Origin of the sequence: Azospira sp. I13, assembly GCF_003112695.1 — a bacterium.
Taxonomy (GTDB): domain Bacteria; phylum Pseudomonadota; class Gammaproteobacteria; order Burkholderiales; family Rhodocyclaceae; genus Azospira.
Genome location: NZ_BFBP01000007.1, coordinates 78,345 through 91,594, shown reverse-complemented (window position 1 = coordinate 91,594; position 13,250 = coordinate 78,345). Strand labels below are relative to the sequence as shown.

Genomic DNA, 13,250 nt, shown 5'->3' with positions numbered 1-13,250 from the left:
GGAAACGGCCCTCTTTCTTGGGGGCTGCCGCCCGGGAGGGGCGGCAGCAGGTGAGGCAAGCCTGAGGCTCTGACGCTTATTCGAACTCGATGATGATTTCGTCCACCGACAGGCTGGCGCCGGCGGCGACGGAAATCTTCTTCACCTTGCAATCCTGCTCGGCCTTGAGGATGTTTTCCATCTTCATGGCTTCGATGATGGCCAGCTTCTCGCCGGCCTTCACTTCCTGACCCACGGCGACGGAGACTTCGCGCAGCAGGCCCGGCATGGGGGAGAGCAGGAACTTGGAGAGGTCGGGCGCGGCCTTTTCCGGCATGAGGGCCAGCAGTTCGGCGGCACGGGCGGACATCACCATCATGTCGGCGCGGGTGCCCCAGTGGAACAGCTGGTAGGTCATGCGGTGGCGTTCCACCTGCAGGGTGAATTCTTCGCCGTTGCAGGTGCCGTTGAACAGGGACTGCCCCTGGCGCCAGTCGGAGAGGATCTCGTACTTCTCGCCGTTGTAGGTCACCAGATAGCCGCCTTCGATAGGCTTGGCTACCACCGGGTGACGTTCACCGTTGCGGATCACCACCCACTCGTCGCCCACCTTGCGCTCGTGGCCCGGCAGCTGGCCGGAAACCTGGGCGGCGCGGTCGATGTAGCGGCGATGCACGAAGGCGGCGACGCCGATCAGCAGGGCCGGATCATCGTGGGGCACCATGGAGGCGTCGAAGCCCTTGGGGTATTCCTTGGCGATGAAGCTGGTGTCGAAGATGCCGGACTGGAAGCGGGCGTGCTGCATCAGGGCGGCCTGGAACGGGATGTTCGAGGAGATGCCGCGGATGACAAAGCCGTTGAGGGCATCACGCATACGGGCGATGGCCTGCTCGCGGGAAGCGCCGTGCACGATCAGCTTGGCGATCATGGAGTCGTAGTACATGGAGATTTCACCGCCATCGTAGACGCCGGTATCCACACGCACCTGGCCAGCCACTTCAGCGGGCGGCTGGAACTTCACCAGACGGCCGGTGGAGGGCAGGAAGCCGCGGAAGGGGTCTTCCGCGTTGATCCGGCATTCCATGGCCCAACCGTTGATGGTCACGTCGGACTGGGCGATGGGCAGCTTTTCGCCGTAGGCGACGCGGATCATCTGTTCCACCAGGTCGAGGCCGGTGATCAGTTCGGTGACGGGGTGCTCAACCTGCAGACGGGTGTTCATCTCCAGGAAGTAGAACTCCTTGGTGGCACCGGAAACCACGAATTCCACCGTACCGGCGGATTCGTAATTCACGGCCCGGGCCAGAGCCACGGCCTGCTCGCCCATGGCCTTGCGCATCTCGGGATCAACGAAGGGGCTCGGGGCCTCTTCGATGACCTTCTGGTGACGGCGCTGGATGGAGCAGTCACGCTCGTTCAGGTACACGTAGTTGCCGTGGGAATCGCCCAGCACCTGGATTTCGATGTGGCGGGGTTCCAGCACGTACTTTTCGATGAAGACCCGGTCGTCACCGAAGGAGTTGCGGGCTTCATTGACGCAGGAGGAGAAGCCTTCGTGGGCTTCGGCGTCGTTGTAGGCCACGCGCAGGCCCTTGCCGCCGCCGCCGGCGGAGGCCTTGATCATCACCGGGTAGCCAATCTTCTTGGCGATTTCCACGGCGGCGTCGGGGCCGTCGATGGCATCGTTGTAGCCGGGGATGGTGTTGACCTTGGCTTCGATGGCCAGCTTCTTGGACTCGATCTTGTCGCCCATCTTGGCGATGGAGTAGTGCTTCGGACCGATGAACTTGATGCCTTCTTCTTCCAGACGACGGGAGAATTCAGCGTTCTCGGAGAGGAAGCCGTAGCCGGGGTGCACCGCTTCAGCACCGGTCTGCTTGCAGGCGGCGATGATCTTGTCGGCGACCAGATAGGATTCCTTGGAGGCGGCCGGGCCGATGCAGACGGCTTCGTCAGCCATCTCCACGAACAGGGCGTCCTTGTCGGCCTCGGAGTAGACGGCGACGGTCTTGATGCCCATCTTGCGGGCGGTCTTGATGACGCGGCAGGCGATTTCACCGCGGTTGGCAATCAGGATTTTCTTAAACATGTTTTAGTCCTTCCCGTCGCTTACAGCGGAATGTTGCCGTGCTTGCGCCACGGGTTGTCGAGTTTCTTGTCACGCAGCATGGCCAGGGAACGGCAGATCCGCTTGCGGGTCTCGTTGGGCATGATGACGTCGTCGATGAAGCCACGGGCGCCGGCCACGAAGGGGTTGGCGAACTTGGCCTTGTATTCGGCTTCGCGCTCGGCCAGCTTGGCGGGGTCGTTCTTCTCTTCGCGGAAGATGATTTCCACGGCGCCCTTGGGGCCCATCACGGCGATTTCAGCGCTGGGCCAGGCCAGGTTAACGTCGCCGCGCAGGTGCTTGGAGGACATCACGTCGTAAGCGCCACCGTAGGCCTTACGGGTGATCAGGGTGACCTTCGGCACGGTGCACTCGGCGTAGGCGTAGAGCAGCTTGGCGCCGTGCTTGATGATGCCGCCGTATTCCTGGGTGGTACCGGGCATGAAGCCGGGCACGTCCACCAGGGTCACCACGGGGATGTTGAAGGCGTCGCAGAAGCGCACGAAGCGGGCAGCCTTGATGGAGGACTTGATGTCCAGGCAGCCGGCCAGCACCAGGGGCTGGTTGGCGACGATGCCGACGGGGTGGCCATCCATGCGGGCGAAGCCGGTGATGATGTTCTTGGCGTAGTCGGGCTGGATCTCGAAGAAGTCACAATCATCAACCATCTTGATGATCAGTTCCTTCATGTCGTAGGGCTTGTTGGCGTTGTCCGGCACCAGGGTGTCGAGGGAGAAGTCCAGACGCTCGGCGGGATCGTTGGTCTTCTGCACCGGGGGCTTCTCCCGGTTGTTGGCGGGCAGGAAGTTCACCAGGCGACGCAGGTAGTTGAGGGCTTCCACGTCGTTTTCGAAGGCCAGATCAGCCACACCGGACTTGGTGGTATGGGTCACGGCGCCGCCCAGTTCCTCGGCGGTCACTTCCTCGTGGGTCACGGTCTTTACCACTTCGGGACCGGTGACGAACATGTAGGAGGAATCCTTCACCATGAAGATGAAGTCGGTCATGGCGGGGGAGTACACGGCGCCGCCGGCACAGGGGCCCATGATCATGGAGATCTGGGGGATCACGCCGGAAGCCATGACGTTACGCTGGAACACGTCGGCGTAGCCACCCAGGGAGGCAACGCCTTCCTGAATACGGGCACCGCCGGAGTCATTCAGGCCGATGACGGGAGCACCGACCTTCATGGCGTGGTCCATGACCTTGCAGATCTTCTCGGCGTGGGTTTCGGAGAGGGAGCCGCCGAAGACGGTGAAGTCCTGGGAGAATACGAACACCAGACGGCCGTTGATGGTGCCGTAGCCGGTGACGACGCCGTCACCCGGGTTCTTGGTTTCGGCCATACCGAAATCGGTGCAGCGGTGCTCCTTGAACATATCCCATTCCTCGAAGGAATCGGGATCGAGCAGCAGCTCGAGGCGTTCGCGGGCGGTCAGCTTGCCCTTGGCGTGCTGGCTGTCGATGCGCTTTTGGCCACCGCCGAGGCGGGCAGCTTCGCGCTTTTTCTCCAGCTGGTGAATGATGTCGTGCATGTGGACTTCTCCCAATGGGTCAGACGGGTCGAAAGGTGAAAACGTTATTCGGATGAAAAGCTGGTTCGCAGGTCGTCCAGCAGCCGGTAGGCCGCCGCGGCCGGCGTGGTGCGGCCCGCCGTCACCGCATCGGTGAGGCCGGGCAGGTCCCGGCGCACCGCCGGGTGGTTACGGAAATACTGGCGCAGGCCGGAGTCGATCAGGCTCCACATCCAGTCGATGGACTGACGCTGGCGCCGGGCGGCAAATTCACCGCTGGGGGTAAGGGCGTCCCGGTATTGCAGGACCTTCTCCCAGAATTCGCTGATGCCTTCCTTCTGCAGGGCCGACAGGGTGATGACCGGCGGCGCCCAGTTGGGGCTGGCATGGCGCAGGAAATGCAGGGCATTGTTCCACTGGGCCCGCACCACCTGGGCCGCCCGGGGATCAATGTCGGCCTTGTTGATGACCACCATGTCGGCGATCTCGACGATGCCCTTCTTGATGGCCTGCAGGTCGTCGCCGGCATTGGGCAGTTGCAGCAGGCAGAACATATCCACCATGCCCGCTACCGTGGTTTCGGACTGGCCGACACCGACGGTTTCGACAATGATCACGTCGAAGCCGGCGGCTTCGCAGAGCAGCATGGCTTCCCGGGTCTTTTCCGCCACACCGCCCAGGCTACCGGCGGAAGGGCTGGGCCGGATAAAGGCTTCTTCCCGCTGGCACAGGGTTTCCATGCGGGTTTTGTCGCCCAGGATGGAACCGCCGGTGACGGAGGAGGACGGGTCGACGGCCAGCACCGCCAGGCGATGGCCCCGGTCGATGAGGTGGGTGCCCAGGGCTTCGATGAAGGTTGACTTGCCGGCGCCCGGTACGCCGGAAATACCGATACGGATGGCTTTCCCGGTATGGGGCAGCAGGGTGGTCAGCACCTGCCGGGCCCGTTCCTGATGGTCGGGCCGGCTGGATTCAATGAGGGTGATGGCCTTGGCCAGGGCCCGGCGCTGACGCGCCAGGACCCCATTGGCCAGGGCCTGGTCGGCCTCCGAGAGGAGGCACTGCTCCACGGTGGTCGCTTCCGACATCTGCATGGACAACGGCTTGACGACGGATCTTAGCCGCGGGCCTTGCGGATCTCTTCGAGCACCCGCTTGGCGGAATCCTCGATGCGGGTGCCCGGGCCGAAGATGGCCTTGGCGCCAGCGGCGTAGAGGGCATCGTAGTCCTGGGCCGGGATGACGCCGCCGGCGAAGACGATGATGTCATCGGCGCCCTGGGCCTTGAGGGAGTTCACCAGGGCCGGCAGCAGGGTTTTGTGGCCAGCGGCCAGGGAGGAAACGCCCACGGCGTGCACGTCGTTTTCCAGAGCCTGGCGAGCGGCTTCTTCCGGCGTCTGGAAGAGGGGGCCCATGTCGATATCGAAGCCCAGGTCAGCGAAGGCGGTGGCCACTACTTTGGCGCCCCGGTCATGACCATCCTGACCCAGCTTGGCGATCATGATGCGGGGGCGGCGGCCTTCTTCTTCAGCAAACTTGGCCACGTCGGCCTTGATGGATTCCCAGCTGTCCTGTCCTTCCACGACGCCTCCATAAACACCGGAAATGGTCTGATTGTTGGCCCGGAAACGGCCGAAGATCTTTTCCAGGGCGTCGGAGACTTCGCCCACGGTGGCGCGCAGGCGGATGGCCTTGACGGCCAGGTCCAGCAGGTTGCCCTGGCCGCTCTCGGCGGACTGGGTGAGGGCTTCCAGGGCGGCCTGCACGGCAGCGCCGTCGCGGGTTTCGCGAATATTCTTGAGGCGGGCGATCTGGGCTTCACGGACGGCGTGGTTGTCGATGTCCAGAATGTCGATCGGATCTTCCTTGGCCAGCTTGTACTTGTTCACGCCGACGATTACGTCCTTGCCGGAGTCGATGCGTGCCTGTTTGTCGGCGGCACAGGTTTCCACCTGCATCTTGGCCCAACCGGATTCCACGGCCTTGGTCATGCCGCCCATGGTTTCGATTTCCTGGATGATGCCCCAGGCCTTGTCCACCATGTCGTTGGTCAGCTTTTCCATCATGTAGGAACCGGCCCACGGATCCACCACATTGGTGATGTGGGTTTCTTCCTGGATGATCAGCTGGGTGTTGCGGGCGATGCGGGCGGAGAACTCGGTGGGCAGAGCGATCGCTTCGTCCAGGGCATTGGTGTGCAGGGACTGGGTGCCGCCGAAGACGGCCGCCATGGCTTCAATGGTGGTGCGCACCACGTTGTTGTAGGGGTCCTGCTCGGTGAGGGACCAGCCGGAAGTCTGGCTGTGGGTCCGCAGCATCATGGACTTGGGGTTCTTGGGATTGAACTGGCTCATGATGCGGTGCCAGAGAATCCGGCCAGCGCGCATCTTGGCGATTTCCAGGTAGAAGTTCATACCCACCGCCCAGAAGAAGGAGAGACGGCCGGCGAAGGCGTCCACGTCCAGGCCGGAGGCGATACCGGTGCGCACGTACTCCATGCCGTCAGCCAGGGTGAAGGCCAGTTCGATGGCCTGGTTGGCCCCGGCTTCCTGGATGTGATAACCCGAGATGGAAATCGAGTTGAACTTGGGCATGTGCTGCGCGGTGTAGCCGAAGATGTCGGAGATGATCTTCATCGACGGCTTGGGCGGGTAGATGTAGGTGTTACGGACCATGAACTCCTTCAGGATGTCGTTCTGGATGGTGCCAGACAGCTTGTCCTGGGAGACGCCCTGCTCTTCGGCGGCGACGATGTAGCCGGCCAGAATGGGCAGCACGGCGCCGTTCATGGTCATGGAGACGGAAATCTTGTCGAGGGGGATGCCGTCGAAGAGGATCTTCATGTCTTCCACGGAATCGATGGCCACGCCGGCCTTGCCCACGTCACCGACGACGCGGGGATTGTCGGAGTCGTAACCGCGGTGGGTGGCCAGGTCGAAGGCCACGGAGACACCCTGGCCGCCGGCCGCCAGGGCCTTGCGGTAGAAAGCGTTGGATTCTTCGGCGGTGGAAAAGCCGGCGTACTGGCGGATGGTCCAGGGCTTTACGGCATACATGGTGGCCTGAGGGCCGCGGGCGTAGGGGGCGAAGCCGGGCAGGGTGTCGGCGTAGGGCAGGCCTTCCACGTCCTTCTTGGTGTACAGCGGCTTGACGGTCAGGCCTTCCGGGGTCTTCCAGTTGAGTGCGCCCACATCGCCGCCGGGGGCGGATTTGGCAGCGGCCTTTTCCCAGGCGTCCAGGTTGTCGGAATTGGGGAATTGGGAGTGGGTGACGTCGGCAGACATGTTGGACCTTTCTCGATTCTCACACCGCGCAGTAGCTGGCGCGACAGCTCAATTTTTCGATTTTACGCCGCGTTGGAGCTGACGGCGCATGACGTAGGCAAGCAGGCGCCGGTGGGTGTTGTCCGACTTTTTGCCTAGCTTGACATCCGCAACCTTGAATAATACTGTATCCATAATTATGAATGCAAGCTTGCCAACCTGGGCTATAATTGCTCTCCATTTAGGTGCGCATAACCCGTGGCTTATTTCGTAATAAGCGGTTGGCGTGCCGGTTTCCATGGATGCCTCATGGACGCTTTCTGGCAGCGGGGCGCTGTGTCTGACCTGATGGCGCCGCCCCGAACTGACCGTATGAAGTTCCCACCGTGATATCGCCTGTCTTGTTGGACCCTCGTTCATGAATGCCATTCGTATCGCCCAGCCCGCCCTCTATGAAGAAGTGGCCGAGCGCTTGCGCCAGCGCATCTTTTCCCACGAGTTGCCGCCGGGAACCTGGATTGACGAACAGGCCCTGGCCGAGGATTACGGTATTTCCCGCACCCCTTTGCGGGAAGCGCTGAAAGTGCTGGCCTCCGAAGGTCTGGTGACTCTCAAGCCGCGGCGTGGCTGTTATGTGACCGAGCTTTCCGGTGGCGATATCCAGGAAATCTTTCCTATCATTGCCATGCTTGAAGGCCGTTGTGCCTACGAGGCCACCCAGAAGGCCAGTGGTGCTGATGTGGCGCGCCTGGAAAGTATTCAGGACACCCTCGAAAAGGCCGCTGCTACCAGCGACATTCCCGCCTACTTTGAAGCCAATCAGCAATTTCACCAGGAACTCTGGCAGATGACCGGTAACCGCTGGTTGCTGCAGGTGATCCAGGACCTGCGCAAGGTGCTGAAGCTGACCCGATACCAATCCTTGTCGGTGGATGGGCGGCTGAAGAAGTCCATGGAAGAGCACCGGGAGCTGCTCGCCGCCATCAAGGCCAAACAGCCGGAATTGGCCGAGCAGGTCATGAAGCAGCACTTGATCGCGGGCAGTGAGGCCATGGCCAAGGCCACGACCCGCTGAGCGCGGTCCGCTACAATCGCAGGGCTGCCTTGGCAGCCCTTTTTATTTGTCGGCCCCATTTTTCTCCAACACCCCATAAAAGCCAGGATAGAACAGCCATGACCGGACGCATCCTCGTCAGCCGCGACGGCGACATCGCCACCGTCGCCCTTGCCAACCCCGACAAGCTCAACGCCGTCAATTACGCCATGTGGTGCGATCTGGCCGAAGCCATGGCCCGGCTGTCTGCCGATGAGAGCCTGCGTTGCGTGGTGTTGCGGGGTGAGGGGGAAGCCTTCGCCGCCGGTGGCGATATCGAGGAATTCCTGATCAAGCGCCGCAACCTGGAGCAGGCCCTGCACTATCACGAGAAAGTCGGGGCCGCCCTGGATGCGGTGCGGGATTGTCGCCATCCGACCGTGGCCCTGATCCGCGGTGCCTGTATCGGCGGTGGCCTGGAAATCGCCGGCAACTGCGACCTGCGTATCGCCGGGGAGGGGGCAAAATTTGGCGCTCCCATCAACAAGCTGGGGTTTTCCATGTATCCGGGAGAAATGTCCGGCCTGTTGGCCCTGGCCGGCCCGGCCGTAATGTCCGAGATTCTCCTGGAAGGGCGCATCCTTGGCGCAGCCGAAGCCTTTGCCAAGGGACTGCTGACCCGGGTGGTGGCTGATGCCCAACTGGAGGACGAGGTCAGCGCCACGGCGCGCCGTATTGCGGCTGGTGCGCCCCTGGTGGCTCGCTGGCACAAGCAGTGGATGCGCCGTCTGGCTTCCGGTGCGCCCCTTGCTCAGGAAGAGAAGGCGGCTTCCTTCGCCTTCCTTGACACCGCCGATTACCAGGAAGGGCTTGATGCTTTCCTGGCCAAGCGAAAGCCCGTATTCAAGGCCTGCTGAAGCAGGGTATTCCGTCGGCAAAACGACAAGTCGAAAAGAAAAAGCCCCGGGGAAATCCCGGGGCTTTTTTGTTGCGCTGACGCAGCAGCTGGCGCTTAGTGGTTGCTGGCGCCGGCGGCACCCAGACCAGTCTGGGCACGCACGTACTGGTCGTCAAAGGCAGCGATTTCCTGCTGGGCTTGGGCGCTGTTATCCAGCTTGGAGACCACAAAGGCCACCAGGAACGCCAGGGGCATGGAGAACAGGGCCGGCTGGTCGTAGGGGAAGATCGCCTGGGCCTTGCCCAGCACGGTCACCCACACGGCCTTGGACAGCACCACGAACACCACGGCGGCAGTCAGTCCGCAGATGGTGCCGGCGATGGCGCCCTTGGTGGTCAGGCCCTTCCAGTACATGGAGAGGATCAGCACCGGGAAGTTGGCGGAAGCCGCGATACCGAAGGCCAGACCCACCATGAAGGCCAGGTTTTGCTTCTCGAACAAGATACCCAGGCCGATGGCCGCGATGCCAATGAAGATGGAGGCAATCTTGGACACCTTCAACTCGGAACCACCCTGGGGGCGGCCCTTGCAGATCACGTTGGCGTAGATGTCGTGGGAGATGGCGGAGGCACCGGCCAGAGCCAGGCCGGAAACCACGGCCAGGATGGTGGCGAAGGCCACGGCAGAAAGGAAGCCGAGGAAGATGTTGCCGCCGACGAACTTGGCCAGGTGCATGGCGACCATGTTGCCGCCGCCGATCATCTTGCCGCCGACGTTGCCGCCTTCGTAGAAGTCAGGGTTGGTACCCACCAGGACGATGGCGGTCATACCCAGCAGCACCACGACCAGGAAGAAGAAGCCGATGAAGCCGGTGGCCACGAATACGGACTTCCGTGCCTCCTTGGCATCCGGCACGGTGAAGAAGCGCATCAGGATGTGGGGCAGGCCGGCGGTACCGAACATCAGGCCCAGGGACAGGGACACGGCGTTCACCGGGTCGGCCAGCAGGGAGCCGGGGCCCATGATCTTGGTGCCGTCCTTGTGCACTTCAGTGGCCTTGGTCACCAGGTTTTCGAAGTTGAAACCAAAGTGAGACATAGCCAGCAGCATCATCAGGGTGCCGCCGCCGAGCAGCAGACAGGCCTTGATGATTTGCACCCAGGTGGTGGCGATCATGCCGCCGAAGGTCACGTACACCATCATCAGGATCCCGACGACGATCACGGCCACTTCGTAGTCCAGACCGAAGAGCAGCTTGATCAGCTGGCCGGCACCGACCATCTGGGTGATCAGATAGAACAGCACCACGGTCAGGGAGGAGATGGCAGCCACCGTCCGTACCTTGCTCTGGTCGAGGCGGTAGGAGGTGATGTCGGCGAAGGTGAAGCGGCCCAGGTTACGCAGGCGCTCAGCCATCAGGAACAGGATGATGGGCCAGCCGACGAAGAAGCCGACGATGTACACGAAACCATCGTAGCCCTTGGCAAACACCATGGAGGTGAGACCCAATAGGGTGGCGGCAGACATGTAGTCGCCGGCGATGGCCAGGCCATTCTGGAAGCCGGTGATGCCGCCGCCGGCGGTATAGAAGTCGGCGGTGGACTTGGTCCGGCTGGCGGCCCAGTAGGTGATGCCCAGGGTGGACAGCACGAATGCGACGAACATGGCAATGGCCGCCACGTTGAGGGGCTGCTTCTCAGCCTCGCCCACGGTGCCAGGGCCGGCAACAGCGGCGCCGGCGGCCAGCAGCAGGCCCAGCAGGGGCAGGAAGCGGGTCAGGTTACGCAGCATTATTGGCCCTCCTTGGAAGCTTCCTTGATCAGCTCGGCATTGATCTGGTCGAACTGGCCGTTGGCACGATAGACGTACAGGCCGGTCATCACCCAGAACAGCACCATCATGCAGGCGGCAATGGGCCAGCCGATGGTGGCGATGCGGCCTTCGCCCAGGGGCGACGCCAGCAGGGTGGGATTGAAGGCCACAATGGACATGAAGCCGTAGTACAGCACCAGGACCACAGCGGACAGGGTCCAGGCAAAGCGGCTGCGGGTGGCAACCAGTTTGTCGAACTTCGGATTCTGGCGAATCCGTTCGTAGGCAGCACTGCTCACGAGCGTTCTCCTCAAGTTTGATAGTTGTTTGGCCGGCTTGAGATGCGCCGACTCCCCCTCTTCCCTATGGTGGTAACCCCGTATTGCGTGGTTGCCACCATATGGATTACGCAATGATATAACAGTTACGGGATTCCATACCAGCCCGTATGTCCTCGTGCACAAAACAAAAAGGGGCAAACGCCCCTTTGTTATTTAAATCAATGAATTGATGGGTTTGACTACATCACGCCGTGCAGCATTTTGGCTGCCAGCAAAACCAGGATTCCGGCAAAGGCGCGCTTCAGGGTCGCCACGGGGAGGCGGTGGGCCAGGCGGGCACCGAAGGGGGCGGCCACCACGCTGCCGGCCATGACCCAGGCGACCGCCGGCAGATAAACATAGCCCAGGCTGAACGCGGGCAGGGCCGGGTTGTCCCAGCCGTTCCAGATGTAGCCCAGGGTGCCGAAGAAGGCGATGGGTAGTCCCAGGGCGGCGGAGGTGCCAATGGCCCGGTGCACCGGTACGTTACACCAGCTCAAGTAAGGCACCGTGAGGGAGCCGCCGCCGATGGCGACCAGAGCAGAGAGTATGCCGATGACTCCGCCGGCTGCCCCCAGGCCGGCACGGCCCGGCAATTCCCGATGCGGCTTGGGTTTCAGGTTGAGGGCCATCTGCACGGCAACGCAGGCAATGAACACGGCGAAGAAAATGGCCAGGCCCCGGGTCGGAATGCGGGCGGCAATCAGGGTGCCCAGGGCCGTACCCACCAGCACGCCGGGGGTGAAGGCGAGGAGGGTATCCCACAGCACCGCGCCATGCTGGTGATGGGCGCGCAGGCTGGAACTGGCGGTAAAAATGATGATGGCCATGGAGGTGCCCAGGGCCAGGTGGATAACCTGCTCGTGGGGGAAGGCCTGGGCGCTGAAGATCATGGCCAGTAGCGGCACCATCACGGCACCGCCGCCAATGCCCAGCATGCCGGCCAACAGTCCGGCAAAGAGACCGAGGAGGATGTAGGCCAGCCACCACAGATCAAAAGACATCATGCAACTCCATCAAGTTACGGGTAATGAACTGCCATTCCGCCGCAGTAACCGGGGTAATGGAAAGACGACTGCCCTTTTGCAGGATGCCCATGCCGGCCAGGGCCGGTGACTGGCGCAAGATGGCGAGGGGGATCAGGGGCGTGGTGGCGACATGGGCCACATCTACATTCACCCATCGGGGCCTGTCCGGGGTGCTTTGGGCGTCGAAATAAGGGCTGGCCGGGTTGAACTGGGTGGCATCCGGGTAGGGGAGACTGGCCACCCGGGCCAGCCCGGCAATGCCCGGGGTGGCGCAACTGGAGTGGTAGAACAGCACGCCGTCGCCGACCTGCATGGCGTCCCGCATGAAATTCCGGGCCTGGTAATTGCGCACACCGAACCAGGGTACCTGCCCAAGGCGGGCCAGGTCGTTGATGGACACCTCGTCCGGCTCCGACTTCATCAACCAATAGGACATTGGCTACATCCGGCTATCGGAAATGAAAACAGCGCGGTGGATTGCTCGCACCGCGCTGCTGAATAAGGCCCCCGCCTGTGCCGTTAGGCCGGCATCCTGAACCTGAGTTCAGAGTGGTCGCTTGCCGTCTGCATCAGGTGCACCCGACGAAGGGCGCGCACAACAGCAGAGTAGTGGTTCGCGGCCGATGCCAATTAGCATTGGTTCAAGGAATATATGACCTTGACGAACACCGCAGGGGACAATCGGCGGAAACTGCGTTGGACTTTCCGGAACCTCCTTAGAACAAGGGTTCCTGGCCCTTCAGGGCGATGTCCAACTGTGTTTCCATGGCTTGGATTCTACGCCGAAAGTCAGCGTCGTCAACGCCGGTCTGGCCGGTCGTCGCAGACGCCGCCGGAGTGTCGGCGGAGAGAAGTTCGTGGGCAATATTGAGGGCTGCCATTACCGCCACGCGCTCGGCCGCGGCGGTCTTGCTCTTGGCAGCGATCTCTTGCATTTTGCCGTCTACATAAGCAACGGCGGAAAGCAGGGCAGTCTGTTCGCCGGGGGGGCAGGCCACCCGGTACTCGCGGCCAAGGATGGCCACGTCGAGAAAGTTGGGCTCGGTGGATTGACCGCTCACGGCTTGCCTTCTTCCGGTAGTTGCTGGGCCAGGGCCTCAAGGCGGAGACGGGCCGCCTCCATGCGCTGGGCCAGTTGCAGGCGCTCCCCTTCCACGCTGGCCAGACGGGCACGCAGTTCCAGGTTTTCCGCCCGCAGGGTCTGGCAGAGGCCGGCCACCTGGGCCACCTTGCTTTCGAGGGCGTCCAATTGCTTATTCATAGGCGCGAACTATAGAGGCGAAAAACACGTAAGGTC

Annotated in this window: 13 protein-coding genes and 1 other RNA gene; 2 read left to right on the top strand and 12 right to left on the bottom strand. The window is 62.3% G+C overall.

Annotated elements, in window-relative coordinates; all coding sequences use genetic code 11:
* Positions 1 to 76: 76 nt before the first annotated feature.
* From accC to AZSI13_RS17250, 5 genes are read right to left on the bottom strand one after another with little or no spacing between them, the layout of a single operon-like run.
* Positions 77 to 2,068 (bottom strand): acetyl-CoA carboxylase biotin carboxylase subunit, encoded by a 1,992-nt coding sequence (gene accC / locus AZSI13_RS07230; protein ID WP_109040500.1) that lies wholly within the window; start codon positions 2,066 to 2,068, stop codon positions 77 to 79.
* Positions 2,069 to 2,088: 20 nt separating this feature from the next.
* On the bottom strand, positions 2,089 to 3,621 hold the full coding sequence (locus AZSI13_RS07225; protein ID WP_109040499.1) for an acyl-CoA carboxylase subunit beta: 1,533 nt from the start codon (positions 3,619 to 3,621) through the stop codon (positions 2,089 to 2,091).
* A gap of 44 nt (positions 3,622 to 3,665) precedes the next feature.
* Positions 3,666 to 4,694 (bottom strand): methylmalonyl Co-A mutase-associated GTPase MeaB, encoded by a 1,029-nt coding sequence (meaB, locus tag AZSI13_RS07220; protein ID WP_109040498.1) that lies wholly within the window; start codon positions 4,692 to 4,694, stop codon positions 3,666 to 3,668.
* Positions 4,695 to 4,717: 23 nt separating this feature from the next.
* Positions 4,718 to 6,883, bottom strand: coding sequence for a methylmalonyl-CoA mutase (gene scpA / locus AZSI13_RS07215; RefSeq protein ID WP_109040497.1), 2,166 nt, complete (start codon positions 6,881 to 6,883; stop codon positions 4,718 to 4,720).
* Positions 6,884 to 6,931: 48 nt separating this feature from the next.
* Entirely contained in the window at positions 6,932 to 7,162 is a 231-nt protein-coding gene (locus AZSI13_RS17250; RefSeq protein ID WP_133247279.1) for a hypothetical protein, read from the bottom strand.
* 118 nt (positions 7,163 to 7,280) lie between these two features.
* Between AZSI13_RS17250 and AZSI13_RS07210 the strand changes: the two genes are divergently transcribed.
* Complete coding sequence (locus AZSI13_RS07210; RefSeq protein ID WP_109040496.1) at positions 7,281 to 7,937, top strand: GntR family transcriptional regulator; 657 nt, start codon at positions 7,281 to 7,283, stop codon at positions 7,935 to 7,937.
* Positions 7,938 to 8,035: 98 nt separating this feature from the next.
* Positions 8,036 to 8,812, top strand: a complete 777-nt coding sequence (locus tag AZSI13_RS07205) for an enoyl-CoA hydratase/isomerase family protein (protein WP_109040495.1) — start codon at positions 8,036 to 8,038, stop codon at positions 8,810 to 8,812.
* A 95-nt stretch (positions 8,813 to 8,907) separates the two neighbouring features.
* Here AZSI13_RS07205 and AZSI13_RS07200 read toward each other — a convergent pair whose 3' ends face one another.
* From AZSI13_RS07200 to AZSI13_RS07170, 7 genes are all read right to left on the bottom strand, one after another.
* Positions 8,908 to 10,584 (bottom strand): cation acetate symporter, encoded by a 1,677-nt coding sequence (locus AZSI13_RS07200; protein ID WP_109040494.1) that lies wholly within the window; start codon positions 10,582 to 10,584, stop codon positions 8,908 to 8,910.
* Positions 10,584 to 10,904 carry a DUF485 domain-containing protein gene (locus AZSI13_RS07195; protein WP_109040493.1) on the bottom strand — a complete coding sequence of 107 codons (321 nt, stop codon included), beginning with the start codon at positions 10,902 to 10,904 and terminating at the stop codon, positions 10,584 to 10,586. The genes AZSI13_RS07200 and AZSI13_RS07195 overlap by 1 nt, the downstream gene beginning before the upstream one ends.
* A 221-nt stretch (positions 10,905 to 11,125) precedes the next feature.
* Entirely contained in the window at positions 11,126 to 11,929 is an 804-nt protein-coding gene (locus AZSI13_RS07190; RefSeq protein WP_109040492.1) for a sulfite exporter TauE/SafE family protein, read from the bottom strand.
* A complete protein-coding gene (locus AZSI13_RS07185; protein ID WP_109040491.1) occupies positions 11,919 to 12,389 on the bottom strand; it encodes an EVE domain-containing protein in 471 nt (156 codons plus the stop codon). The genes AZSI13_RS07190 and AZSI13_RS07185 overlap by 11 nt, the downstream gene beginning before the upstream one ends.
* A 64-nt stretch (positions 12,390 to 12,453) precedes the next feature.
* Positions 12,454 to 12,633: non-coding RNA, 6S RNA (ssrS, locus tag AZSI13_RS07180), on the bottom strand.
* Between the two features lie 36 nt (positions 12,634 to 12,669).
* The gene (locus tag AZSI13_RS07175) at positions 12,670 to 13,014 is read right to left on the bottom strand and encodes a cell division protein ZapA (RefSeq protein WP_109040490.1); all 345 of its coding nucleotides are present in this window, start codon (positions 13,012 to 13,014) and stop codon (positions 12,670 to 12,672) included.
* The gene (locus AZSI13_RS07170) at positions 13,011 to 13,202 is read right to left on the bottom strand and encodes a hypothetical protein (RefSeq protein WP_235609705.1); all 192 of its coding nucleotides are present in this window, start codon (positions 13,200 to 13,202) and stop codon (positions 13,011 to 13,013) included. Before AZSI13_RS07170 ends, AZSI13_RS07175 begins: the two co-directional genes overlap by 4 nt.
* Between the last annotated feature and the right edge of the window lie 48 nt (positions 13,203 to 13,250).